The organism is Vibrio sp. 14G-20 (genome assembly GCF_026241515.1).
GTDB lineage: Bacteria > Pseudomonadota > Gammaproteobacteria > Enterobacterales > Vibrionaceae > Vibrio.
In genome coordinates, this window is the sequence record NZ_JAPHPW010000007.1 from 22,457 (window position 1) to 46,651 (window position 24,195).

Annotated in this window: 21 protein-coding genes and 1 pseudogene; 12 read left to right on the forward strand and 10 right to left on the reverse strand. The window is 44.9% G+C overall.

Annotation, left to right across the window (positions count from 1 at the left end; all coding sequences use genetic code 11):
* Nucleotides 1-8: 8 nt before the first annotated feature.
* Both OQJ75_RS07985 and OQJ75_RS07990 read right to left on the reverse strand, forming a co-directional pair.
* Nucleotides 9-1,322, reverse strand: coding sequence for an MATE family efflux transporter (locus OQJ75_RS07985; RefSeq protein WP_265972581.1), 1,314 nt, complete (start codon nucleotides 1,320-1,322; stop codon nucleotides 9-11).
* A 244-nt stretch (nucleotides 1,323-1,566) separates the two neighbouring features.
* Nucleotides 1,567-2,436: an AraC family transcriptional regulator gene (locus OQJ75_RS07990; protein ID WP_265972579.1), complete on the reverse strand. Its 870-nt coding sequence runs from the start codon at nucleotides 2,434-2,436 to the stop codon at nucleotides 1,567-1,569.
* 115 nt (nucleotides 2,437-2,551) lie between these two features.
* Here OQJ75_RS07990 and OQJ75_RS07995 point away from each other — a divergent pair, with 115 nt between their 5' ends.
* The 4 genes and pseudogenes from OQJ75_RS07995 (at nucleotide 2,552) to OQJ75_RS08010 (ending at nucleotide 6,074) form a co-directional block, all read left to right on the forward strand.
* Nucleotides 2,552-3,700, forward strand: a complete 1,149-nt coding sequence (locus tag OQJ75_RS07995; protein ID WP_265972577.1) for a PLP-dependent aminotransferase family protein — start codon at nucleotides 2,552-2,554, stop codon at nucleotides 3,698-3,700.
* A gap of 314 nt (nucleotides 3,701-4,014) precedes the next feature.
* Nucleotides 4,015-5,004, forward strand: a complete 990-nt coding sequence (locus tag OQJ75_RS08000) for a rhodanese-related sulfurtransferase (protein WP_265972575.1) — start codon at nucleotides 4,015-4,017, stop codon at nucleotides 5,002-5,004.
* Nucleotides 5,005-5,206: 202 nt separating this feature from the next.
* A complete protein-coding gene (locus OQJ75_RS08005) occupies nucleotides 5,207-5,464 on the forward strand; it encodes a YdcH family protein (RefSeq protein ID WP_009846137.1) in 258 nt (85 codons plus the stop codon).
* 140 nt (nucleotides 5,465-5,604) lie between these two features.
* Nucleotides 5,605-6,074 (forward strand): annotated as a pseudogene (locus OQJ75_RS08010) (GNAT family N-acetyltransferase).
* Nucleotides 6,075-6,102: 28 nt separating this feature from the next.
* Here the strand turns inward: OQJ75_RS08010 and OQJ75_RS08015 are convergent.
* Together OQJ75_RS08015 and OQJ75_RS08020 are read right to left on the reverse strand one after the other, a co-directional pair.
* Entirely contained in the window at nucleotides 6,103-9,018 is a 2,916-nt protein-coding gene (locus OQJ75_RS08015) for an alkaline phosphatase family protein (RefSeq protein WP_265972569.1), read from the reverse strand.
* Between the two features lie 142 nt (nucleotides 9,019-9,160).
* Nucleotides 9,161-9,499 carry a DUF1840 domain-containing protein gene (locus OQJ75_RS08020; RefSeq protein WP_265972568.1) on the reverse strand — a complete coding sequence of 113 codons (339 nt, stop codon included), beginning with the start codon at nucleotides 9,497-9,499 and terminating at the stop codon, nucleotides 9,161-9,163.
* Between the two features lie 315 nt (nucleotides 9,500-9,814).
* On the opposite strand from OQJ75_RS08020, the gene OQJ75_RS08025 reads away from it, so the two are divergent.
* Nucleotides 9,815-11,005: a GGDEF domain-containing protein gene (locus tag OQJ75_RS08025; RefSeq protein WP_265972607.1), complete on the forward strand. Its 1,191-nt coding sequence runs from the start codon at nucleotides 9,815-9,817 to the stop codon at nucleotides 11,003-11,005.
* 28 nt (nucleotides 11,006-11,033) lie between these two features.
* Here OQJ75_RS08025 and OQJ75_RS08030 read toward each other — a convergent pair whose 3' ends face one another.
* On the reverse strand, nucleotides 11,034-11,318 hold the full coding sequence (locus OQJ75_RS08030; RefSeq protein ID WP_265972567.1) for a hypothetical protein: 285 nt from the start codon (nucleotides 11,316-11,318) through the stop codon (nucleotides 11,034-11,036).
* Between the two features lie 158 nt (nucleotides 11,319-11,476).
* Between OQJ75_RS08030 and OQJ75_RS08035 the strand changes: the two genes are divergently transcribed.
* Nucleotides 11,477-12,349, forward strand: a complete 873-nt coding sequence (locus OQJ75_RS08035; protein ID WP_265972566.1) for a pirin family protein — start codon at nucleotides 11,477-11,479, stop codon at nucleotides 12,347-12,349.
* A gap of 218 nt (nucleotides 12,350-12,567) precedes the next feature.
* Here the strand turns inward: OQJ75_RS08035 and OQJ75_RS08040 are convergent, their stop codons facing one another.
* Entirely contained in the window at nucleotides 12,568-12,849 is a 282-nt protein-coding gene (locus OQJ75_RS08040; protein ID WP_017057600.1) for a pyrimidine/purine nucleoside phosphorylase, read from the reverse strand.
* Nucleotides 12,850-13,156: 307 nt separating this feature from the next.
* Between OQJ75_RS08040 and OQJ75_RS08045 the strand changes: the two genes are divergently transcribed.
* Together OQJ75_RS08045 and OQJ75_RS08050 are read left to right on the forward strand one after the other, a co-directional pair.
* Nucleotides 13,157-13,621: a DUF2850 domain-containing protein gene (locus OQJ75_RS08045; RefSeq protein ID WP_017065063.1), complete on the forward strand. Its 465-nt coding sequence runs from the start codon at nucleotides 13,157-13,159 to the stop codon at nucleotides 13,619-13,621.
* Nucleotides 13,622-14,019: 398 nt separating this feature from the next.
* On the forward strand, nucleotides 14,020-16,560 hold the full coding sequence (locus OQJ75_RS08050; RefSeq protein WP_265972560.1) for a glycosyl hydrolase family 18 protein: 2,541 nt from the start codon (nucleotides 14,020-14,022) through the stop codon (nucleotides 16,558-16,560).
* A gap of 154 nt (nucleotides 16,561-16,714) precedes the next feature.
* Here the strand turns inward: OQJ75_RS08050 and OQJ75_RS08055 are convergent, their stop codons facing one another.
* Nucleotides 16,715-17,563, reverse strand: coding sequence for an alpha/beta hydrolase (locus OQJ75_RS08055; RefSeq protein ID WP_265972558.1), 849 nt, complete (start codon nucleotides 17,561-17,563; stop codon nucleotides 16,715-16,717).
* Nucleotides 17,564-17,756: 193 nt separating this feature from the next.
* On the reverse strand, nucleotides 17,757-18,350 hold the full coding sequence (locus tag OQJ75_RS08060) for a TetR/AcrR family transcriptional regulator (protein WP_265972556.1): 594 nt from the start codon (nucleotides 18,348-18,350) through the stop codon (nucleotides 17,757-17,759).
* A gap of 160 nt (nucleotides 18,351-18,510) precedes the next feature.
* Here OQJ75_RS08060 and OQJ75_RS08065 point away from each other — a divergent pair, with 160 nt between their 5' ends.
* Together OQJ75_RS08065 and OQJ75_RS08070 are read left to right on the forward strand one after the other, a co-directional pair.
* A complete protein-coding gene (locus OQJ75_RS08065) occupies nucleotides 18,511-19,467 on the forward strand; it encodes an AEC family transporter (RefSeq protein WP_265972554.1) in 957 nt (318 codons plus the stop codon).
* A gap of 122 nt (nucleotides 19,468-19,589) precedes the next feature.
* Complete coding sequence (locus tag OQJ75_RS08070; protein WP_171327569.1) at nucleotides 19,590-20,630, forward strand: acyltransferase; 1,041 nt, start codon at nucleotides 19,590-19,592, stop codon at nucleotides 20,628-20,630.
* Nucleotides 20,631-20,754: 124 nt separating this feature from the next.
* Here OQJ75_RS08070 and OQJ75_RS08075 read toward each other — a convergent pair whose 3' ends face one another.
* Both OQJ75_RS08075 and OQJ75_RS08080 read right to left on the reverse strand, forming a co-directional pair.
* Nucleotides 20,755-21,633: a 6-pyruvoyl trahydropterin synthase family protein gene (locus OQJ75_RS08075; protein WP_171327570.1), complete on the reverse strand. Its 879-nt coding sequence runs from the start codon at nucleotides 21,631-21,633 to the stop codon at nucleotides 20,755-20,757.
* A 231-nt stretch (nucleotides 21,634-21,864) separates the two neighbouring features.
* Nucleotides 21,865-22,689, reverse strand: coding sequence for an AraC family transcriptional regulator (locus OQJ75_RS08080; RefSeq protein WP_171327571.1), 825 nt, complete (start codon nucleotides 22,687-22,689; stop codon nucleotides 21,865-21,867).
* A 110-nt stretch (nucleotides 22,690-22,799) separates the two neighbouring features.
* Between OQJ75_RS08080 and OQJ75_RS08085 the strand changes: the two genes are divergently transcribed.
* Both OQJ75_RS08085 and OQJ75_RS08090 read left to right on the forward strand, forming a co-directional pair.
* Nucleotides 22,800-23,276: a YHS domain-containing (seleno)protein gene (locus OQJ75_RS08085; protein WP_017077045.1), complete on the forward strand. Its 477-nt coding sequence runs from the start codon at nucleotides 22,800-22,802 to the stop codon at nucleotides 23,274-23,276.
* Between the two features lie 259 nt (nucleotides 23,277-23,535).
* Nucleotides 23,536-24,171 carry an START domain-containing protein gene (locus OQJ75_RS08090; RefSeq protein ID WP_265972549.1) on the forward strand — a complete coding sequence of 212 codons (636 nt, stop codon included), beginning with the start codon at nucleotides 23,536-23,538 and terminating at the stop codon, nucleotides 24,169-24,171.
* Nucleotides 24,172-24,195: the final 24 nt, after the last annotated feature.

The window sequence follows — 24,195 nt, forward strand, 5'->3', positions numbered from 1 at the left end:
GTTATTACTTATGTCATTGGAAGGCATTTCCGCTTAACTTGAGCGATGAACGGATACAAGAATGCAATACGCCCAAGATAGAACAAAGTAAATGCCAACCACAGGCCATGATTGCCCCACAAATCGACCGAAAACGCCTGTACAGCCAAGAATACCGCCAAGGTAGCGATGCTAGAGTCTCGAACCGGACGTGTAGTTCCTGTTCCAGTAAAGATGCCGTAAACCGTTAAACCAAAGCCAGCCACCAGCGGGAACACAATCAGCCACGGAGCCATCTCTTGGTATAGAACAACAAGCGTTGGGATATCCGTAAACAAGAAAACAATGCTGTCTTTAAATACCAAGGTCAGTAGCGTTAGCGCAGCAATAAAACCGGCCGTCCACTGGAAGTTGAGCCTTAACACACGGTCAAACATTGAAGGATTTTTCTGGCCGACCGCTTTGCCTGCAAACACACTTGATGCGTTGGCAATGCCATCAAACATGTAACTGACAATAAAGGTTACTTGCATCAAGATTGCGTTAGCAGCCAGAACATCAGTACCGAGTTGAGAGCCTGTGCGCGCCATCATGTTGAAGAAAACTAAGATACAAATCGTGCGTAACAATAGGTCGGTATTCGATGAGATGATTGTTGATAGATCTTTCTTGGTCATCTTCGAACCTTGGAGGAACTCAGAGACCGAAATGTTGCTAGTCTTCATCACCAGCGTCATGCCAATCACAAAGGTAGTGATTTGTGCAATCAAACTTGCGTATGCCACGCCCGCGACACCCAAGTCGAAATAAAGTACAAAAACCGCATCCAATACAATGTTTAACACGTTACCAAACACTTGTGTGTAAAGGACTTCTTTGGCTTTCGCCTGCCCCATCAACCAGCCAATAATGGTATAATTGAGCAGTACAAAAGGCGCACCATAAATAAGAATACTAAAGTAAATATGTGCATGTTCCGCCACATTCGCTTCAGGCTCTATCACCCACATAGCTCCTTGCCAGATGAACGGTTGTATCAAGATAAAAATCAAACCGACCAAACCAGAAAGCACAAAAGGACGCATCAAGCTGCCCGCGAGATCAGAACGATTGCCCTTACCCAGTGCCATCGCACTTTGCCCTGTCGTATTGACACGGAAAAAGCCAAACAACCAATAGATGGTGTTCATGATGATGGTGCCGATAGCTACGCCACCAATCAGTTCAGCAATACCAAGTTGCCCGATAACAGCCGTGTCGACGGCGCCAAGCAGAGGCTGCGTCACCGTTGCTATGATGAAGGGGAAAGCGATTTTCAGATAATCTTTGTGGGTAATGGTCATATTGGCCAGCGAGTGATATTAAGAACTATTTGCAATTAGAACAGAATGCTATCGTTTAATCCGTACGTTGTCATCATTTACTTAGAGTAAACTGTCAACAAAACTGAGATACATTTCATGACCAACATAAGAGAACATGCAGTCATTTAGCGAGCATATTCACCACAACAAATAAGCAAAACCACACATCACAGCACAACAATACGTATGACAGACTCAATTCATTGGTTGGGCTAATAGAGACTCAGTAAAAACTCACGGGTAGGTAGAAATCTAATTCAAACACTTCATCACTGTTAAGAAAGTGATTCTGATGATAATGAACATAAGCGGGCGTCGAACGCTGCTTAAAACCTGACGTTGGCAACCACTTCTCTAACACCATACTGATCTGTGGTAGCAGTTCACCATAGCGACCATTGAGTCGAAACACAGCATGTAAGCCGCCTGGAATCACCATCTGATTCACGACACTGCGATACTTAATCGGCTCATCAATCGCGATACACGCGACATAACGACACTGATCCATCTCAACCCAAGCAGGGTTTGAGTGATGCAAACCAAATTGACTCGAAAAGTCGCGTTGCTCTGAGCTCGCCCACGCTTTCAATATCAACCACGCATTACGAATGGAGCGGTTATAACCCGTATGTCGAACATAGGCCGCCATGCGTTCAGGCACTTCAACGATCTTGGGTTCGGGTAACACTCGCTGCGCCACGTTCAAATAACCCGCCGCTACTTCGGGATCTTTCAAATAGGGCTTTTCGGCGATCTGTAAATCGTGTTTACGCCATTCTCCCGGTGACATGTTAAAGGTCGCTTTGAATGCTCGACTGAAAGATGACACCGAACTAAAGCCACACTTACTGGCAATCTCAACCACAGACGAGCTGGTATCGAACATCAATTGATTGGCTGCATATTCCATTCGAGCGCGTCGGATATATTGGTGCAACGACTCCCCGACCACACTTTTAAAGGTGCGATGAAAATGTTGCTCGGAATAAGCCGCAATCTCGGAGAGCGCTTTTGCAGACAAAGGCTGACTGATGTCTTGGTGAATATGGAACAGAACATCATTGATTCGGGATATGTGTTGTCGTGACATTTTTCAAATAGCATAAATGGACATGTTTATGAGCATAAACGGACACGCTTATTTTTACAATTGCCGTGTAATATCAAGCGATAGAATAAAAACGATAAACGACGAGACACAACACATGGAAATCGCACAGTCATTACAACAGATTCAATCTTCATACATTCGAGAGATCCTCGCAGCCGCAAGTGATCCAAATGTCATCTCATTGGCCGGTGGTTTACCGGACGAGAAAACATTCCCTATCGATTTAATGAAGCCAACGCTAGAAAACCTAGCGAATATGCCTGAAGTTTTCCAATACGGTTCTACTGCCGGTTACGGCCCGTTGCTTGACCACCTAACACAAAGCTACCAATTGCCAGAGTCACACACGGCAATGATCTGTACTGGTTCTCAGCAAGGTTTGGATTTGATTGCGCGTGCGTATGTCGACCCGGGTGATGTGGTTGTGATGGAAGCGCCAAGCTACTTAGGTGCGATGCAGGTATTTGGCCTAGTTCAAGCAAACATTGCGACCGTGTCTCAAACAGAATTTGGCCCGAACCTTGATGAACTAGAAACGTGCTTTGAACAGCAATCTCCAAAGATGTTCTATGCCGTACCTGATTTCCATAACCCGACAGGCGTTTGCTGGACAACAGAAACTCGTCAAAAAGTGGCTGAGCTGTGTATCAAATACAACGTGGCATTCATTGAGGATGCACCATACCGTGAGCTGCGCTTTACCGGCACTGAGCTGCCAATGGTTTCTTCGTTCTGCCCTGACAACTCTATCGTTCTTCGTTCATTCTCTAAGATCGCATCGCCAGGTTTACGCATTGGCGCAGTAACCGGCAAACGCAGCTACCTTGAGCCACTGATTAAAGTGAAACAAGGTGCAGATTTACACTCAAGTGTACCTATGCAAGCGCTGCTTGTTGGTCTTCTAAAGCATGAAGATTTCAATCTGCACATGGAAAACATTCGCACGCTGTACAAGTCTCGTTATGAAGTATTGTTTTCAGAACTAGAGAAACAACTACCTGCAGACTGCGTACTGAAAGCAGTAGACGGCGGGATGTTCATTTGGGTTGAGATTCCAGAGTGCGACACCTTCGAACTGGCTAAAACTCTACTCTCTAATGGTGTGGCGGTTGTACCAAGCCCAGTATTCTATCCAAAGGCTGATGAAGCAAAAGCCGCACTGCGCCTAAACTTCACCAACGCCAATCCAGAAGAATTAACCGAAGCGGTAAAGCGCTTAGCGGAAGTACTAAACCAAGCGTAGTCGTTGATCAGGTAAGATAGATTCTATATCAAAGCCCTGCTGTATTTTTACAGCAGGGCTTTTTTGGTTTGGGAATACGTGTTGTAATTCGAACCAGATAAAACGATTTCATTGCATTTCTTAGTCCATAAACCATACAAATTGAAATGATAAATAGCCCTACGTTTGGTTGGTTTTTGTCCCTCACAGCCTTGGTTATACTGCGCCTGATTTTAATAAGCCAATATGGGCAAACCTGAGTAAATCAAACTCAGTCTGTATCATAAAAGGCAACCGCTCTGGATTTACGTTCCAGCTCGCAGAAAGGAAAAACCATGTCTCAATATGTTGTATGTGCTCTGTATAAATTCGTAGCACTTGATGATTACCAAGAAATTCGCCAGCCACTCACTGACGTGTTAGAAGCCAACCAAATCCGCGGTACTTTGCTACTTGCGAGTGAAGGTATCAACGGCACCGTTGCAGGTAAGCGCGAATCTATCGACGCTCTTCTTCAATGGTTCAAACAAGATTCTCGCTTAGCAGATGTTGTTTACAAAGAATCATTCAACGAAGAACAGCCATTCAACCGCACCAAGGTGAAACTCAAAAAAGAGATCGTAACCATGGGCATTGAGGGCATCGACCCTCGCCACGTTGTCGGCACTTACGTAAAACCAAACGAATGGAATGCGCTGATATCTGATCCAGATGTGATTTTGGTTGATACTCGTAACGACTACGAAGTAGACATCGGCACATTCAAAAATGCAGTAAACCCGAACACGGAAACGTTCCGCGAGTTCCCTCAGTACGTTGAAGAAAACCTCGATCCTAAGAAGCACAAGAAAGTCGCGATGTTCTGTACGGGTGGTATTCGCTGTGAAAAATCAACAGCCTACATGAAAGAGCAAGGCTTTGATGAGGTATATCACCTTGAAGGCGGCATTCTTAAGTACTTAGAAGAAGTACCTGAAGAAGAGAGCATGTGGGAAGGCGACTGCTACGTATTTGATGGCCGTGTTGCGGTAAACCACCAGCTAGAAAAAAGCGATTACGATGTATGTAATGCTTGTCGTTTGCCAATTACTGACGAAGACAAAGCCTCTGAGTACTTCGAGAAAGGCGTAAGCTGCCCTAAGTGTATTGATAAGCACAGCGACGAGCAAAAAGCCCGTTTCCGCGAACGTGAAAAGCAAGTTCAACTATCGAATACGCGTGGCGAAACCCACGTAGGCGGCGATGCTGCTCACCTTATCGATCAACGTAAGAAAGAAAAGCTAGCGCACAAAGAGCAGCAACGCTCTGGTAAGAAAGCGAAGTAAGCTTTCTGCTTTCAACACGCATAGTTCTAAACATATAACGATAAATAGTTAAGCTATATACATACAAAATGGCGCAATTTCGAGGATTATCCCACGAGTTTGCGCCCTTTTTTGATCGCTTTACGGCTTTGTGTTTTGAACCACATTTCTTTCGAAAAATTGCTTCTATACTGTTAATAATTCGACTAGAGAGGAATTGCCAATGCTCAATGAAAACCATGCCTTTATCTTAGATTTCCCAGATCTTAAGTTAGACATTGTTCAGCTCAACCACGACGACGAAAAATTCAAAGCAGACATGCAGAAATACCACCAACTCGACTACGACATCCGTCAGCTAGAAATCTCTGGCAGCCCTATAGATGACGACAGCATGCACAACCTCAAAGTAGAACGCATGGAGCTAAAAGACTCGCTACACAAACAGCTCACGCGCCATCACGCGCTTAAGATCGTATAGAAAAATCAATCCAATACATTATTCTAAGCCATGCACTACGCATGGCTTTTTGGTTTCATAACATCGCAAATCTAAGCTAATTCGGCTTCTTCAATTATGTTACTGTTTGCTTATTAAAAAGCGTTTAATAAGGAAGCTGAGTGACAATAAAAGAAGAAAATATACAATTCCAGCTCGTTTCAAATTCTGAATTCGAAGAACTGTTTGCGTTTGTTAAGCAAGGGTTTTTCATACACGTAGATAACGTTTCGGCTGGGACGACGACTTCCAACGTAAGCGACTTTTAAACGATTACCACCCCTCTTGGTTTCATGGGGTATACCTAGGAAAACAAAGGGTTGGGCTTGTGTGTTTTAAGCCTTATGACAACGCATACCATGTTCATCTAGTGATCATTCTCCCTCAATATCAAGGCCGTACGCTTGGTAAGGAAGCCATGACTCTCATACATAAGAGAGCCATGGAAGAGCGACGTGAACAAGTCACTCTGTCGAGCTTTATAAGTAACACTCACGCCATTAGTTTTTATCAGGCGCTTGGCTACCAAATTGTTGATGACAGCGATGAGGTTTTTGTGGGGATGGCTCTCACCCTAAATAACCACGTATAAACGGCGAATTAGGTAGAGAGCTAAATCACTAGCGATCGGCTAACACATCCAACTTATTCAGCAACGACGGAAAGCCCCAACCATTCTCGCCTGCGACCACCGTCTCTCCGGTCAAATATTCAAACAGCGTAGGCGCTAAAGAACCGTTGGCTTCGATTTTCAATGGTTGAGAGTTTTCGCCAATTGGCGTTCCCCAGAATCCTAGAAATGCATCTTTCTCTAGATAGTCTTCACCAGCATGACGACCCGGTACCTTGGTGTTATAACCAATTCCCGCTTTAGGAAACAAGTTAACCGTACCAGCCCTATCTTCAAGGTAGATATTAGCCAGTTGATTCACCGAATCTGGTCGAGGTGTTGGTTGCGTCAATGAAGTCCACTCCACACTGCTACACCACGTCGCCACATTCGCCTTAACCGCTCGGTTAATACACTTTTCTACTAGCTTGGAATAATGCGAAAAGTCTGCCTTGCTTGGTGCCGCCAAATATGGATTGAGCGTTTGGGTGTTGAGTAAAATTGGAGGTCGATTTGCATCCAAAGATTCGTAGAAAAGCTTGTCGCCCTCGCGTGTGATCAATTCATCGACGCGCTTTAAATCACGGTTGCCAATCACACGAACAGCGCAGCGTTGTTGATCACATGTGCTTTCTCTTACGACCATGTAATCAAGGCTTTCAGGTAACCGTTGCACGATCTGAGCAACCGCATCAATACTCTCACCTTCAGGCGCTGCAAGCGGTGTCCAGTGTTTGAGCTCTTGATAGATGGGTTGCACCTGCCAACCTTGGCTCGAGTTAAAGAAATCCATCATAAAGTTACCGCCAGCAGTCGAGGCAACAACCACATCAATCTCCTTCGAGCTTGGGTAGCTTAGAGCATTGGTAATTTTAGGCCCTTCACCTTCATCTGATGATATTTTCTTAACCACAATTGGATACTCTAGTTCTGCTTGTAAGCCTTCAAATACCTGCTTCTCAGGGTTAAGCGAGTAGAACACTGGTGTTAATCCGTGATCGCCCGCCATGCCCCACAGAGTTTTATCGTAAATACCAGCACTGCGGTAAGTCGCTTCAATTTGACGAATCCAGTAATCCAATCGGTTTAGCTCTCCGGTTGGCATTAAGATCTCATCACTAAAAGGTCCTGTAAAATGCGCGAAGTGATCCGGCCATGGGTTATAAACCAAGGTGTAGTCCGGCATCCCTTTTCCATCGAGTTCAGCGTACTGAGTGATGGCTTGTTTAACCTGAACTTTCTTAGAATATTTGGTGAAGAAATCAAAACCTGATATAGATTGATACGCTTCGATATCTTCAATCAAGGCTGCACGCTTATCTCGCAGAGTCACTTCTACTTCAGAACGTTCTTGGAGCTCTTTAACGCAACGTTTCTCACCATAATCACGTAACGACTCTCCCAAACCTAAGTTCACGAGGCCGTCGTAAGTTGTGTGTGCATTCCAGTCGTACTGGGCATTGCAGTTCAGCGTTTTAAGATAATCAAGGCGATCAAACATAGTTTGTACCTTGTTGCTTGCCATCAACACATCCAACTGCAGCGCATCATTACCAAAGAAGTAATACGCACGATCGATCTCTCGATCAACAAAGTGAAAATTAGGAATGCCAGTACCACCTTGACCCGACACTTTCGCGCCAGTCTTAATTATTGGTAGATTACGAACGCTGATCGTCGGAGTCGAAGAGATGCCGACTCGGCTAATATTGTCTCGATGCTCTTGATAGAGATTTTTGAAGAAAGGTAAATAGTGCGGATCGCGGTAGGTTTGTTCAGATAGAACTTCCATAAACCGCACCTGTTGTTGATGCTCAGGTTCAATCACCTTTTCAGCTTGAGGTTTGTATTGCGCTCGATTTTTATGATTTTGGTAAGCCACCGAAATGAAAGGCGCATTCTCATCGACTAAACCTTCAATTAAGCCTTGCTGTAAACCATCGACCGTCACTTGAACCGCAAAGCGCTTGTGCTGTTGGGATTCTAAGAACTGAATGAGTGCATCAGGCTGGTCATTGAACGCTTGTTGCATCCACTCATCGAGTGCTTCTACTCGTTCTTCTTTAAACACAAATTGGCGGTAGGCTTTAAGCAAGTTTAAGCGCACAAAATCGATGAGCGTAATAGTAAGGGCTTGCGCTTTATTGTTCGGCTTGTCGGCGTTTTCTGGTTTGCCATCTTCAGCGATCGCAAGCATTGCTGACTTCATATCGCCTTCATCCATCCCAGAAGCCGCTTTATCGATTAACTCGACAATGATCGGTTGAATTTGAGCGATGATCGCCAAATCTTCAGGGCTGTTCGTTAAATAGGTGTAGTTCTCTGGGAGGGTGTCCATATCTTGCCAAACACCGATTTCAAACAGCGCATCGTAAATAACGACCATGTTGGCAATGAAATGTTCATCAATGCGAATCCCTTCATGGTGGCCTGTCGCTTCAGTCGATGTATCTGCCTCTTTGTGCTCTGAAACCGGCTCATCACCGACATAATAGAGGCTATGTTCAAAGCCTTTTAATGCCTCATCATCATAGACTGTCGACAGATACCCTTTGAATACATCTTCACTCCCCAAACCTGAATAGCGGTCGTAGTAACTATAGAGAAAGTAACCCAAAGGAATTGAATAGGTCGGGTTGGATAGCTGAGCGATCACTCGCGCTTTCGTTTTAGCATCTAAAGGCAGTGCGAGAATGTACGCATCTAATGTTACGCCGCCAATCGTGAAAAGTGCCGCATCGCGAGTAAGCGTGGCCGAGTAACTTAGGCTTGAAAGCACCTGATTTTTCAACACTTCGCTGGAGCTAAACACGCCACCAATGACGGGCGTTGTTGATATATCAGCAATACTCGGCGCTGAAACAACGGCCAACGAAAGAGAACCAACTAAACTAGTGTAGCTACGTGCTCGGAAATAGAAGCCCATTAAATACCCTTCAGTTCAAGATGCGTTTATAAATATAACTTATTGTTTCAGTATACTTTCATTAGTCAACCTATGTTCAACTATGCAATATAAATTAAAGCTTCAATGATATTAAACTCAACCTTTTCAGTATTAAATAATCCTACAAACGCTTGCCGCTGCCGTCTTCCCACATCACTTCGCATTCATCCTTGATGGCGGCTTTTAATAACTCAACCAATGGGAACGCTCGGCTACCGATATTAACAGGCGCTTCAACAACCTCTTCTTCATTGTCTTCATCAGTATTTTCTTGCTCTACAGGTTTGTTCTGCTCTGCTGCAATCGCAGCACGTAAACTATCCAGAGCTTGAGGAACCTCTGAAGCATCCATAGCGCCTGGGATAGTACCGCTATGCCCAAGCATCTTGATGAACTGAAGACCAACCTCACCAAACATCGTGACGCTAGCATGAGCTTTACAACTAAAGGTAATTAACATAATGAGCCCTTCTTAATTTTGGTCGTTTACAAACTATGTTGAGTAACTCACTGGAAAGCAAGTAGATAATGATCAAACAACGGTTACAAATTTGATGCCTAAATATAATGTTCTAGAGATAATCCGCACCGTCGGTGATATACATCACCATTTGGGATTGGTTAAATACTCTTTCATATGAAACCTTGATAGTAGTCACACTAAATAGACATCTAAGCCTCTGCATAACTTGTTATTTATTCTACTATTAACACCATCATCAAAAACTTTGGCACAGATCACATGAAAAGGCTCGTCGGCAGACACCTAGAAGAAATGGCGGACATACGATCCACCCGTAAGCAAAAAATTGTCCACTCCTTTTCACTGACTGCCGCTGCGTTATTCATTTTCTATACTTGGGCTTACTTCCAAGGCCAGCATTACACGCTGTCAATGTTCGAATTGAGCTTCGCCATCATTGCCATTTCCAACGCGTTTTATGTAAGAAAAGTCATCAATCCTGAGTATTCCGAATTAATTCTGAGTGGTGTTCTTCTAGTTCAGGGCGTCATCCTATTCTTGTACAGTCACGCCATCCCCGACCGCATACTTTGGCTTTACCCAATTCTGGCCGCGGTCATTTTCATTAATGACTTCAGAATTGGCATTATCTTCAGCACCTCGTTTTGCTTGTTCATCAGCACCTTAATTACAGCGATGCCCAACAACTTTTCTTTGCCATTTAACAGCACACACAGATTTATCCTTAGCTTATTTACCATGAGCTTGGTGTGCCACACATCTGCCTATTACTACACTAAAGCCGTCAGTTATATTCAACGCCTTTATAGAGAAGGCATTGAAGATCTGGCCTATAGAGACCAACTTACCGGCTTGGCAAACCGTTGGAGCTTTGAACGCTGGGCAACAGAAAAACTAGCGACAGTGGATAGTGAGCAATCACTTACGGCATTGGTCTTTTTGGATATTGATGACTTTAAAGGCATTAACGACAACTACGGACACGATGTTGGAGACAGTGTCTTACAGCATTTTGCCAATCGCTTGAGTAACAACATTCGAACCAGAGACAGAAAAAGCCACGAATACGATTATTCCATCGCGCGCTTTGCTGGAGACGAGTTTGTTTTGATGCTCTACGATGTACCAACTCGTAAGGACCTAAACGGCATTTTAGATAGGATTTGCGGGCTGTTCGAAAGTGGTTGCCAGACAAACGAGAGAATCAAGGAATTAACGCTCAGTGTTGGGGTGTCTTTGTATCCGCAAGATGCTCAAGAGCTACATGAACTGACGAGATGTGCTGATAAAGCGATGTATGTCGCTAAGCATTCAGGAAAAAACCGATATGCTTATTATCACGACAACCCAGTATCAACCTTGATAGAAGATTTGCCAACAACCCTCACCAGCTCAGAACCTGATGTATCTGAACTTGAAGATTGTCTTGAAGCGAAGAGCGAAGGGAACAATGTCGCGCTCTTAAAAACGCGTCAACTCTAGCCATGAATATCGCTTGTAACTGAGCAAACTAACCAGCCATATACATAAGCCAAAGGCTCACTAACCCGATCACAATGATCCATACGACTTGACGTGTTCGGTTTGGGTTATTCCCTTTAGGTCGCCGCACTACAGTTTTAAAAGCGGCTTGCTTAGCAGACTGAATAAACGGTGCCTCAATCTCACGTTTTTTCACGCGGCGTTTCACGGCACTGTTTGCAACCTCTGTAAAACGCTGACTTTGCTCCGTTGTAAAGTCGTTATCAAAACCCATCCGACCATGCCTTTCGCCATGTTTTTGCTGAACTGCCATAGCGGCCTCCTTGGCGGTCTACTCTCTATTCAAGTATAGACACAATTTCATATTGTTACCTGTTCAAGATTTTCGAATAAGTCACTCAACGCTATGCCATCTTCTTTTGAAATCAAATTACATAAACTACAGCTATTCAAGTTTATGAGGGTTTCAAAATGACGAATGTAAGAGCGGTAGATCATGTGATTACAGCACATGCCACCTCAGATGGTGATGGCGTCAAGATCCAACGACTCGCTGGTTTTAATAACGCGCGCTTCTCTCCATTTTTGATGATTGATGAACTCAAATCAGATGAAAGCAAAGACTATGTTGGTGGCTTTCCTCCTCACCCTCACCGTGGGATAGAAACGCTCACTTACATGCTTAAAGGTCACTTCCAACACAAGGACCACATGGGTAATGTCGGTGAACTTCGCAGCGGTGGCGCACAGTGGATGGCCGCGGGTCGTGGTGTGATTCACAGTGAAATGCCGATGATGGAAGAAGGCGCATTGCACGGTTTTCAGATTTGGATAAACCAGCCTGCAACACACAAAATGCAGCCAGCGCAATACCATGACTTCCAAAGTGAAAGCATTGCAGAACATCAAAACGAACAAATCGGTTTACTAAGAGTGATTGCTGGAGGGTTTGAACTGAACAACCAAACTGACGATGATTCAGAGGCTTTACGAGCGCAGGGTCCATTACGGAAAACAGGAGTGCCATTAAGCGTTGCGGATTGGCGCTCTCATTCTGGGCAAAAAGCCACGTTAGGGACTAATGTTAATCACAATGCCATGACTTACGTGTATCGAGGCAGTATTAAAATCGGCGACAAAGTGATCAACCAAGGTCAACTTGCCCTGCTCACCAAAGCTGACTTGCTGTCTTTGGGTAGCTTAGAAGATTCAGGGGTACTGATTTTTTCTGGTGAACCGATTAATGAACCTGTTGTGCACTATGGTCCGTTTGTCATGAACTCGATGGAAGAGATTGAACAGACAATTCAAGACTACAACAACGGTGTGTTTGAGACTTACTGATGTCTTGGCTTTGAGCTTTGAGCTTTGAGCTTTGAAGATTGAAGATTGAAGAGATTTTGCAACGAACAACGATTTGATCATCCATTTGATGACTACAAAAACAAGTGACACTATCCACTGCCGGTTACTATCACTTATTTAACCACGCTCCTAGAGCGTGGTTTTTTTCTATTCAATCAGAGGCAAATGATGCCCTGATTGAACAAATTTAGACCTGATTACAAGTACTCACACAGGTAAGCCGTCGCTTCTTTTACCTGTAGGTCGAATGAAGAGTCACCCGCAACGTCAAAAGACTCACCAGATTGGTATGTCGTCCAGTCATCATCGCCAACACGCTTTACAATCAAAGCACCTTTAACAACGGTCATCTTTTCTGGAGCCGCAGTACCAAACGTGTACTCACCAGCCGCCATTACACCAACACTCACATCAGCACCAGACTGGTTAAACGCTAACGACTTAACGCCACCTTCAAAGTATGTGTTTTCTTTAATCATTGTACTTCCTTGTTATCTTCAAATTGCAATTATTGAGCTCACCGAGTAAGCCTATGCGTAAATTTAGGTGATAATTGTTTTAACCAATTCGAGACTTTCCTACAAGAAATAAATACGCATAGCTTAAGCATTTCTGGAATTCGCTTTCATTGATAACGTAAATACTGAGGAGCAAGGCTAAAAACCATTAACGCAACCACATTTATTAGAACATTCGATCCTGCTTCTAACTCTTAGAACAATTTTTGCAAACTAAGGTTTTAGTTAATAGAATCTAAAACAATATCAGTCGAAAAATGAAGAGATAATGGCAAAAAAGCCGACTAAAAGCAGAGATCTATTTGCCAACTCGTTACTCTACGGCTTCCTATTAGCTGGCTTTATGGTTGCCCTCACCGCCGGCTATTTTGCTTACCAAGCCCACCAGCAATCTGTCAGCCCAAGCAACGTCTATGGCACATGGATAGAGATTGCGGCGCCACCTTACAACACCGACATCCTGACACTTTCAGAAAACGGTGTGATGATGAATCATCGTCTTATCACTACCTCATTCGATTTTGACGGGAAGATCGTCACGATCAACACTGGCTCTGGAACCACCGTTTACACCATCAGTGGTACTTACGATTCGCCTCGCTTGAAGCGATTAGAGCCAAGCGTACCATCTCAGCAATTTATTAAAGAAGGCTACGAAGATACTGCGACTGGTGATACCCATAGTGTCATGCAACAACGACGCGCTTCCTTAGCTGAGCAATTCAAAAGATAACCCTCTTATCCATACTGCCATAAGCATTCGTCTTCAAGTTTGCTCGTCGATCGACCCCGCTCGCTCAACATACTTCACTTTGTGATTCTGCTTCAATCCACAGTATTTTCTTATAGTTTGTCGCACCTTTTCATAACTTCATGTCGTGAATTTTCACTTGTGAGATTTTCCTACTGAAGGATATTTTATTTTATAAAACATGGACTCGGCCTCTCATTCATTAAGCAACAGAATTGTAACAAGATACAATTTTTTAGTTGTCCATCGAAAACGGATTTATTTTCAGTTATGAAATTAAAACTCTCTCGAATACTGACTGGGAAGCTCCTTCAAAACTGATTGGAGCCGTTTATGGGGCCAATTGGTTCTCGTAACCTTCAAGGAATGAGAGAAATAGTATGATTCGTATAAATACCTGTGCTGTAAGCATTGCTCTAGTGCTATCTGGTACAGCATTAGCTGCTCCAACAGCACCTAGCATCGACATGTACGGTTCCAACAACCTGCAATTTTCTAAAATTGAACTCGCGATGGAAACCACCTCTGGCTACAACCAGATGGTGAAATATCACGACCAAGCGAAGGTCGACGTTAAGTTCAACCAATGGAGCGGAACGTCAGGAAACACGTACAACATCTACTTTGATGGCGTTAAAGTGGCCACCGGCCCAATCACTGGCAGCCAAACCACAGCTTCTTTCGAATACGGCCAAGGCGGCTTATTTGAGATGGAAATCGAAGCGTGTGATGAAACAGGTTGTATCAAGAGCGCACCAGCTCAAATCACGATCGCTGATACCGATGGCTCACACTTAGCGCCACTTGCGATGAATGTGGATCCGAACAACAAGTCATACAACACAAATCCAAATACGGTAGTCGGTACTTACTTTGTGGAGTGGGGTATTTACGGCCGTGATTACACCGTTGATAACCTACCCGCTGACAACTTGACCCATATCCTTTATGGCTTCATCCCAATTTGTGGTCCGAACGAATCAGTTAAATCAGTAGGCGGTAACAGCTACAACGCACTCATGACAGCTTGTCAGGGTGTTAACGATTATGAAGTGGTGATTCATGACCCTTGGGCGGCTTTCCAGAAAAGCTTCCCTCAAGCGGGACACGAATACAGCTCACCGATCAAAGGTAACTACGCAATGATGATGGCGCTCAAACAGCGTAATCCTGATTTGAAGATCATCCCATCTATTGGTGGCTGGACGCTGTCTGACCCGTTCTTTGATTTCACAACCAAAGCCAACCGTGACACCTTCGTTGCGTCTGTTAAGAAATTCCTCAACACATGGAAATTCTACGACGGTGTGGATATCGATTGGGAATTCCCTGGTGGAGGCGGTGCTGCACCAGACCTTGGTGATCCTGTAAATGACGGCCCAGCTTACATTGCATTGATGGCAGAACTTCGCGTGATGTTAGATGAGCTAGAAGCGGAAAACGGTCGTACTTACGAGCTCACTTCTGCGATTGGTGTTGGTCACGATAAGATTGAAGACGTGAACTACGGCGATGCTATCCAATACATGGATTACATCTTCGCAATGACTTACGACTTCTACGGCGGTTGGAACAACGTGTTAGGTCACCAAACAGCACTAAACTGCGGTAATTTCATGCGCCCTGGTCAATGTGATGGCACAGGCCTTGATGAAAATGGCGAACAGTACACTGGCCCTGCTTACACCACAGACAACGGCATCCAATTGCTGCTTGAGCAAGGTGTTCCAGCGAACAAACTTGTCGTCGGTACAGCGATGTACGGTCGTGGTTGGGAAGGCGTATTACCATCATCACTTTCAGATCCAAGCGATCCAATGACGGGCGTGGGTAACGGCAAACTGACCGGCAGCTCTGCACAAGGTGTATGGGAAGATGGCGTTATCGATTACAAAGGCATTAAGGCGAACATGCTTGGTGCAAATAATCAAGGTATCAACGGCTTTGAATATGGCTACGACGAAATGGCAGAAGCACCTTACGTTTGGAACCGCACTTCAGGCAAGTTGATTACATTTGATGATGACCGCTCAGTAAAAGCAAAAGGCGCATACGTTCGTAGCCTTGGCCTTGCGGGTCTATTCTCTTGGGAAATTGATGCAGATAACGGCGATATCCTGAATGCAATGCATGAAGGTCTAGCAGGTGGCACGACAGATCCTGTAAACCGTAAACCAACGGCAGCTGCGGGTGCAGATCAATCGGTTGAAGGCCCGGCTTCTGTTTCTCTAGACGGTAGCGCTTCAAAAGACAGCGACGGCACCATTGCTAGCTACGCTTGGTCACAAGTAAGTGGTTCGGCAGTAACGTTGGCGAACGCTAATGCCGCTGTTGCAAGCTTCGATGTGGTTGAAGTCGCTCAACAAGAAGTACTCACGTTCAGCCTAACGGTAACTGATAACGAAGGTGCTACTGCAACTGACACCGTTGTTGTAACGGTACACCCTAAAGACACAGGCCCAGTCAATACAGCACCAGTTGCTGTGGTTACGGCTCCGTCTGAAGTTAATGCGGGTGATGTAGTCGTGGTTGATGCTTCGGCTTCGAGCGATGCTGACCAAGATACATTGACCTTCACGTGGGATGTGCCTGCTGGTATTGATGCTACGGTTCAAGGTTCTTCAGTGAGCTTTGTCGCGGCGGAATACACGCAAGATACGACGCTGAACTTCTCTGTAACGGTCAGCGATGGCACTGATACATCGGTAGCGGCTACTTCAGTGAACGTTCTTAAGAAAACCACAGGCGGCGGTACGTGTACTAACGCTTGGGATTCAAGTGCGGTCTACACTGGCGGCGACCAAGTGACTCAAGGCGGTAAGGTTTGGGAAGCGAAGTGGTGGACAACAGGTGAAGATCCAACAACGACAGGCCAATGGGGCGTGTGGAAAGAGATCGGCCCTGCAAACTGTGCAAGCTAAAAATAGGGTTTAGCTAAACGCTAACTAAGCGTCGACTAAACACCTAAAAGCAAGGCCAACCAGATAATGTCTGGTTGGCCTTTTTATTTATGTTTTCTGAGCTTTGGGCTTACGATCTTTTTATTGGCGTCCTACTGACTTGCGATCGTTGGACTTAGCCAATTAAGTTATCAAAGCTCTCGAATACTTGTGGGCACTTCATCACTCGCCCGTGACCTTGGCCTTGAGTCGCAATCAAGGTAACTCGACCCATTTCATTAGCTGCACGCTGAGACACATCAAACTTAGTAAACTTGTCTTGCTCATCATGAACAATGATCGTCTGAGACTCACGAAGCGCCAGCTTTCCATAAGGATCGACAGACTGAATTGGGTAATTAAACTGCTCTTCCACTTCACCTACTACCGCCTCAAACAGCTTCATTGAGTAACCAGAACGCGCAACGCTGCCAAATAGGTTTTCTAGATAATCCAACACAGGTGCAATAAGCAACAAAGGTTTGTTTTCTAATTTAACGTGCTTACATTCCAACGCTGAAGCAGTACCCATGCTGTGACCGACTAAACCTGCCACTTCGCCAACCGAATCTAGAATCGCTTCTAAACCGTTCACAAACGCTGGGATATGCCCATGTACACCATCACTGCCACCATGGGCAGGATGATCGTAAGCCAAGGCCGTAAAACCTTTCGCGGCGATGTGTTCCATTAAAGGAAAGAATTGACTCGCGGTGCCAGACCAACCATGGGTCAGCACCCAAACGGGTCCCGTACCCAGAGAGTATGTCTTCAATACACCGTCACGACCTTTGATTTCACTTTTAATCAAACCTTTTGGATCGGCATTCTTTTGCTCGGTACGCATCGGAGTGAGCAGCAGTTTACGTGCCGTTTTCTTTGCATGACTCGGCGCTAAAATGTAGTGCAGATTGGTTGTAGCACCAATCAAGCTACGCTTGAAGCTGAATTTGTTCGATGTATTGAAATAGATTTTGTCACTCATGACCGTTCCTTGTATCGCCATCATTATTGGCGGATCGAGCTCGGCCCTAAAAATCGAACGACCGTGCTATTTGTTGATATAAAAAATGGCGCTACTGCGATTTATTATCGCTTACCACCACTTCTCTAAAATTTTGTTGTAAGCCTTACTTCAGCAAGACTCACATGATTTGCGAGTTAACCTGCTGTATGTATTAAACCGCTTTCCAACTGGCTACCAAGCGCTCGACACCACTCCAAAAATGAGTGTGGCTGGCTTGTTGACCTCGTAATGAGTAGAACAAGTTCGCACTTAAGTAGAGACCGTACAACTCGAAGGTTGCCTGTTTCGGGTCTAAATCGGCTCTGAATTGTTTGCTCTCAACCGCTTTTGCTACCTGAATCGTCAAGTAATCAATCCACACTGAAATGGTTTTCTGCAGTGCCTTCTGAATCACAGAGGTTTCGCTGCCTGCATCTTTCCAAGCATCAATAAACATGCAGCTGCCTTGGAACGAGTGGTTCCAGCCCAGCCAGTTATCGAGCAGTTGTTTCAGCTTGGCTTCAATATCACCGTCGCCCAACTCTCTCGCCGGAATGATGACTCTTTCAATGAATATGGCGTTGGAATATTCGAGTACAGAGAGTTGCAGGTTCTCTTTAGAGTTGAAGTGCGCAAACAATCCACTCTTAGACATACCACACTGCTTGGCTAATTCGCCAATCGTCAAACTTTCAAGACCATTCTCACTCGCAAGTGAAAATGCATGGCTCAAAATATACTCTTTGGTTATCTTTCCTTTGCTCATTATTCACCAATAATAAATCTGATGCTTTATTTTTAGCACGTTCGTACTTTTTTTCAAGTTTTTTACTTAACCCTTGGTATTCATTTTGTATTATCAAAGAATTGTGGAAAAATGCGACAGTATTCAAAGGAAATTGAAATCGACTAACAAAGGAAAAAGAATGAACACACTTTGGGAACAGTTTGCGTTTTCGGCGTCAGTAACAGGCCCTATCTGTTTAATGCTGTTTCTTGGTGTGATGCTCAAGCGAATCGGCTTGATCAATGATAATTTCATTGATGTCGCATCTAAGGTCGTATTTCAAGTCACCCTACCAGCAATGCTGTTTTTGAGCATTGTTCAGTCTAACCACGACTTTGCCGCAAGTGGAAAGCTTGTCATTTTTGGCTTAGTCGCCAACCTAGCCTTCTTCGTATTCACCACAGTAAGAACCAAAATAGCCTTTAAAAAGCCTCAAGACCAAGGCGTCATAGTACAAGGTGGCTTTCGTGCCAACACTGCTATTATCGGGCTTGCTTATGTTGCCAATATATACGGCAACGACGGTGTCGCGCTCGCTGCACTTTATGTCGCCTCGCTGACGGTTCTCTATAACATTCAGGCAGTTATCGCGCTCACCCCGAAAGGTCAAGAGTCGGGTGACAAAGCCATTCAAGTGATTGTTAAAACGCTCACCAAAAACCCTCTTATTATATCGATCGCTATGGGTGTTTTGTTCTACTTACTATCGATTCCAGTACCGAAAATGGTGACAGATGCAGGGCAGTATTTTGCCAATATGACGTTACCATTAGCCCTGCTATGTACTGGAGGGTCGCTTGATATACGCTCTCTGAAAAAAGATAAAGGCCCAACTTGGTTCTCTACGGGATACAAACTGGTTTTGGCTCCGCTACTGATCACTCTAGCTGCCCTGTTCTTCGGTTTTAGAGGGTTAGATCTTGGTCTTATTTTCTTGATGAGCGCAGCGCCAACCGCAGCTGCAAGCTATGTTATGGCGCGTGCGATGGGTGGGAACTCCACATTGGCCGCCAATATTATCGCGCTAACCACTGTCGTTTCGCTTATCACTTGCACACTTGGCATATTTGCATTAACTGCAATGGATTTAATATAGCTGCGACAGGCTTCAAAAAATCAATATAAGCCTTAAATCAAAGGCCTCCAGCTTTGATTTAGGACTAACTGATTCCACATAAAGACTGTTAGATTTTACGAAATTTTTCTTAGAGATCTGATATGTCTTCCGTTCAACATACGCCTTCACAGCGCATCGCCAGTATCGAGTTGGGTCGAGTGATTGCTATCTTGGCGATCATTGGCTTACACGGCCAAATGGCACTTACTTATTGGCAAATCGATGAAGTGCCATGGATTGGTTATGTGCTTAACCAAGTCGCTCGCTTCGCCGTGCCTCTGTTCTTTCTGATTTCCGGCTATCTGATCCAACCCAAGCTCACAGCGTCGCCTTGGACAACCTTCATCAACTACTCCAAACCACTACTCAAAGTTTGGTTGGTATGGAGCGTCATCTGCCTAGTCATGCCATTTAATCTCGCTAAGGTTGAAGAATTGGGTTACTTAGGCGAACGCCAAGGCTACTGGGGCTTTTTAATGAACACCCCGCTCAACTCTTTCTTAGAGGGTGGGCTGGTTCACTTGTGGTTTATTCCAGCCCTTGTTTGCGCAGTGTTGGTCATCGCTTTATTGGTTGAGTTGAAGCTCAACAAACTTCTATTACCGATAGCCATAGCGCTCTATGGCTATGGTGTTTTGGCAGGAAGCTACGCAACGCTGACCGGATTAGAAGCACCCTTCTTCACACGTAATGGCCCGTTCTTTGGCACGTTAATGGTGACCTTAGGTTTCCTTATTCGTCAGAATCAATGGAAGGTGTCATCAACTAAAGCGTTGGGGTTATTAGCGTTAGGCATGTTGATTCACTTTGCTGAGGCGGCATGGCTCACCACGTTCGACGTCGGATTCAACATGAATGATTTCTTGTTTGGTACGGCTCTGTGGGGGATTGGTGTGTTTATGTGGCTTTTAGCTAATCCAAACATGGGTAACTACGCTTGGGTTCGTGCCATTTCGAATCGTATGCTGGGTATCTACGTAAGCCATTTACTGATCATTATTGTGCTGTTCAATGTCTGTGGAGTCTTAGGCATTACGGAATTGGCAAAAGACGTTACGGTATTTTTTGGCACCGTATTGTTGAGTTTCTTGTTGGTCGTTGGGATCGAAAAAACGCCACTGCGACGCGTGCTACTTCGCTAGTCTTTATGCCTAAAACTATCCGCTAAATCAATTTTAAAGGGCCACAAAAATAAAGGCAAGATAACGGATTATCTTGCCTTTATTTCATCATGTCAGTAACGATACTATGTCACTCGTTGAAGTGTTATCGGAACGCCATTGCGCCCTTACCCACACCTTCATAAGCGACGATTTGTAGTGATTGGTTCTCAGCTAGGCTCGGTTCAACTTGATCCGCAATATAGCCCGCAAGTAATTCCACCGTGGTATCTGTCGGTAAAATTTCCGTCTCACTCTTAGCAATCGCTAGCTCAAATTCGCCTTGTGGCGCTGTGTAGCGGAAGCCATAGTGGCTTTCATCATTAACGCTTTGCGCGTGTTCACTCAGATTAAGTGATGAAACTGAAACTTGGTCTTCTTTAGAACCTAAATAAATGTCTTCCCAGCGCTGAGCAAACGCCTGTTCGCGTTGTTCGTCACGCTGACCATCAACCAAGATTTCGACTGGAGAACGGTGGCCATGTGCGATGCGTTGGCAGTTGCCATCATGCTTTTTTAAACCATGGGTGTAGTGGTAAAACGCGCCATTAATGTTCTCATGACGTAGGGTGATCTCTAACCCAGTGACGTTACTTGGAAGGTTATCACGCAGAATATGATAAACATGAGCGGTCACACTCTCGATGGTGATCGCCTCTGCATCAATCAGACAGTATGCTTCGTCAGGGCAATGTAGGTGGAGGCTCTTGTCACCACGCAACACATCAACCTTAGAGTAGCCCGCTTTGCTCGCTTGAAGAACAACTGCAGCGCTTTGCATCGGCAGTAGCAAACGGTGATCAACGTGCTCATCAACGAGGTGTTTGATCTGCTTTTTGACCTTGCTAAAATCCAGCACCATGCTCATTTCATTAAGTTCACCAGACATGGTGACATCTAAAATCCAACTATCTCCTACGACCCCTCTGTGTTCACAGATGTATGAAGAATCGATAACGGTAAGGTCTCTTACAAATAGGTTCAAGTTGAACTCCTTAATACTTTAATGAGATACGGGAGGCTGAATAATGTCCAGCAGGCACTTCGTCTCATTGGTGTCTAGATAAAATAGGACGAGCAGGATGTTACGACAAGCTTAAAAAGTCCACCTTTTTAGACCCTCTTTTGAGAAAAGAACAAACTCTGCACAATTTCCGCTAAAACATGGACCAGCCCGATGCGAATAGCCATATCTTGGGTAAGGTTGCCGAGCGTTTCACGATACATTTTGCTTTAGCCAAAGGCGCGGTGACACCCCAGCAACATGCTGAAAAGCGCGTGCAAACCCCGAATAGCTGCTGTAACCCACTTCATCAGCGACCCAGTTGATGGGCTTATTTTGCAATAAGAGGGATTGAGCCACAGATACCCGCCACTTTTGTACATAGTCACCAGGGGTTTCACCCACTTCACGCTTGAACGCTTCTATAAACTGAGTTCGAGACATCGCTGCCAATGAAGCCATTTGCTCTATCGAAAAGTGGCGAGCAGGCATTAGGTGAATCGCAGTAACGACCGGAGCAAGCCGCGGATGAGCAAGTGCAGAAAATACGCCTTGATCGATCTGCTGTAGTTCAATGAGATGGCGGAAAATCAAAGCCATCAAGGCGTCACTCAACTTGTCCATTAGATATTGTTGCCCCGATGAATCTTGACTCGACTCTCGAAATAACACCTCTATCACTGGCATTAAGTTAGGTGCATCCGCAAACGGAATCACTATCACGTCAGGCAGAGCAGACAATAAAGGATTCATCTGCCCTGAGCGATATTCGACATTCGCACACACGACCTCAGCACCGTCTCCCACACCTTCTATCACATGTGGTGTGCTATTCGGCAGGTAAACAATGCAGGGCTGTGCCAGTTGCCTGTACTCCGTGTGCGCGCTAGACAAGGTCAACTCACCCGCGCTCAATACATGAAGATGCCCTTCTTTACCCTGTTGCGGCTTAAATGACGACACTCCGCACAAATTGCCAGAATAGAAAACACCGGTACGTATCGAGAAGTGTTCCATTAATTGTGAAAGCAGATCCATGCATCCTCCGAACGATTCGCTTACTTTTAAGTTCTTTTGTCCCTCTATAGACCGGGCGAGTGGGCTAAATTACTTCAAACAAGATAACCAACACTGACAAGGAACTTGATATGTCACACATGAAATCGACCAGTCAAAAAATCACTCTATTGGCCGCGTTACTAGGAACCAGCTTTTCACTGATGGCAGCAGACATCGACATGAGCGTTGATAGCAATGACATCGCGATCAAAGGCTATGACCCAGTGGCTTACTTTACTGATGCTGGTGCCGTTCAAGGTTCATCAGAATTCACTGCTACTTATAAGAACGCTATTTATCAGTTCGCAAACAGTGACAACCGAGATCAGTTCCGCACCAATCCTGAAGCTTATGCGCCTCAATACGGTGGCTATTGTGCCTTTGGTGTGGCTATGGGTAAGAAATTTGAGACCGACCCTAACGCATGGAAAGTCGAAGATGGAAAGCTGTATCTGAACTTAGACAAATCAGTACAAAAACGATGGTTGGAAGATACGCAAGAGTTCATCCAAGACGCCAACAGCAACTGGACGACGATCAAAACCGTAGAAGCCTATAAGCTTTAGTCTATAAGCTTTAACCTACAAGTTTTAGCCTAGTAACTTTAACCTTTATCCATTGCCCATTAATAAAAACGGAAGCGACCGAACGCTTCCGTTTTCATTTCGACGTTCCAAATCTTAATAAGCCTCCAGCTATTGGTATCACCACAATAAATGGCGATGCGTTGCTCAAATCAGGAAAAACCGCCAGCCTTTAGCACGAATCAAACCCATTTCTATTCTATACTCCTAGAAGATAAGCTTTTCTTTTTATGGAAGAATAATGATATTACCTAGGATTTTTGCACTTGGGCTCTGCGCCTTATCAACACTGACTTATGCATCTCCATGGCAGTTCGTCAAAAGTGAAGACGGCATCATCATTGATAAGAGACCTCACAGTGAAGGCTTAGTAGAGATACGAGCACAAATGCAAACGCCCACCACTTACTCCGGTTTTTTACTGTTGCTGGAAGACAGCGAGAACGTGCCAAACTGGATAGACAATGTGTCGCAAAGCCGTGTCTTGATGCAGATATCTGAGGCAGAAAACATCGTCTATACCCAATTCAAAGCGCCTTGGCCTGCTAGAGATCGCGATATGGTGACCTACTCAAAATACAGCATTGAGGATGGGCAGTTTGTCTTGTCGATTAAAGATGCATCTAACTATTTGGCGAAAGAGTCGGGGTATATTCGAATTTACGATGTGGACGCACGTTGGACGCTGCAACCGCTCACTAATGGCAATACTTACATCACCTACACCGCATATGCGAACGCAGGTGGCATCTTGCCCAATTGGTTGATGAATAAGTTATCGATAGGCAGTGCGCTGAGCACGTTTAAGGGGCTGAAAGAACAGCTACCAAAATACCAAGGCCAGCAGCACCCCAACCTGCCAAGTGAGTCTCGTTAACTATACAGGCTTAGTGAGGCAGGC

Coding starts and splice junctions, on each gene's coding strand:
- OQJ75_RS07995 (WP_265972577.1), top strand. CDS start 2,552: ATGGAAATCGCACAGTCATTACAACAGATTCAATCTTCATACATTCGA.
- OQJ75_RS08030 (WP_265972567.1), bottom strand. CDS start 11,318: ATGGCAGTTCAGCAAAAACATGGCGAAAGGCATGGTCGGATGGGTTTT.
- OQJ75_RS08025 (WP_265972607.1), top strand. CDS start 9,815: ATGGCGGACATACGATCCACCCGTAAGCAAAAAATTGTCCACTCCTTT.
- OQJ75_RS08085 (WP_017077045.1), top strand. CDS start 22,800: ATGTCACACATGAAATCGACCAGTCAAAAAATCACTCTATTGGCCGCG.
- OQJ75_RS08080 (WP_171327571.1), bottom strand. CDS start 22,689: ATGGATCTGCTTTCACAATTAATGGAACACTTCTCGATACGTACCGGT.
- OQJ75_RS08020 (WP_265972568.1), bottom strand. CDS start 9,499: ATGTTAATTACCTTTAGTTGTAAAGCTCATGCTAGCGTCACGATGTTT.
- OQJ75_RS08005 (WP_009846137.1), top strand. CDS start 5,207: ATGCTCAATGAAAACCATGCCTTTATCTTAGATTTCCCAGATCTTAAG.
- OQJ75_RS08090 (WP_265972549.1), top strand. CDS start 23,536: ATGATATTACCTAGGATTTTTGCACTTGGGCTCTGCGCCTTATCAACA.
- OQJ75_RS08065 (WP_265972554.1), top strand. CDS start 18,511: ATGAACACACTTTGGGAACAGTTTGCGTTTTCGGCGTCAGTAACAGGC.
- OQJ75_RS08000 (WP_265972575.1), top strand. CDS start 4,015: ATGTCTCAATATGTTGTATGTGCTCTGTATAAATTCGTAGCACTTGAT.
- OQJ75_RS08045 (WP_017065063.1), top strand. CDS start 13,157: ATGGCAAAAAAGCCGACTAAAAGCAGAGATCTATTTGCCAACTCGTTA.
- OQJ75_RS08040 (WP_017057600.1), bottom strand. CDS start 12,849: ATGATTAAAGAAAACACATACTTTGAAGGTGGCGTTAAGTCGTTAGCG.
- OQJ75_RS08050 (WP_265972560.1), top strand. CDS start 14,020: ATGATTCGTATAAATACCTGTGCTGTAAGCATTGCTCTAGTGCTATCT.
- OQJ75_RS07990 (WP_265972579.1), bottom strand. CDS start 2,436: ATGTCACGACAACACATATCCCGAATCAATGATGTTCTGTTCCATATT.
- OQJ75_RS08070 (WP_171327569.1), top strand. CDS start 19,590: ATGTCTTCCGTTCAACATACGCCTTCACAGCGCATCGCCAGTATCGAG.
- OQJ75_RS08035 (WP_265972566.1), top strand. CDS start 11,477: ATGACGAATGTAAGAGCGGTAGATCATGTGATTACAGCACATGCCACC.
- OQJ75_RS08055 (WP_265972558.1), bottom strand. CDS start 17,563: ATGAGTGACAAAATCTATTTCAATACATCGAACAAATTCAGCTTCAAG.
- OQJ75_RS08015 (WP_265972569.1), bottom strand. CDS start 9,018: ATGGGCTTCTATTTCCGAGCACGTAGCTACACTAGTTTAGTTGGTTCT.
- OQJ75_RS08060 (WP_265972556.1), bottom strand. CDS start 18,350: ATGAGCAAAGGAAAGATAACCAAAGAGTATATTTTGAGCCATGCATTT.
- OQJ75_RS07985 (WP_265972581.1), bottom strand. CDS start 1,322: ATGACCATTACCCACAAAGATTATCTGAAAATCGCTTTCCCCTTCATC.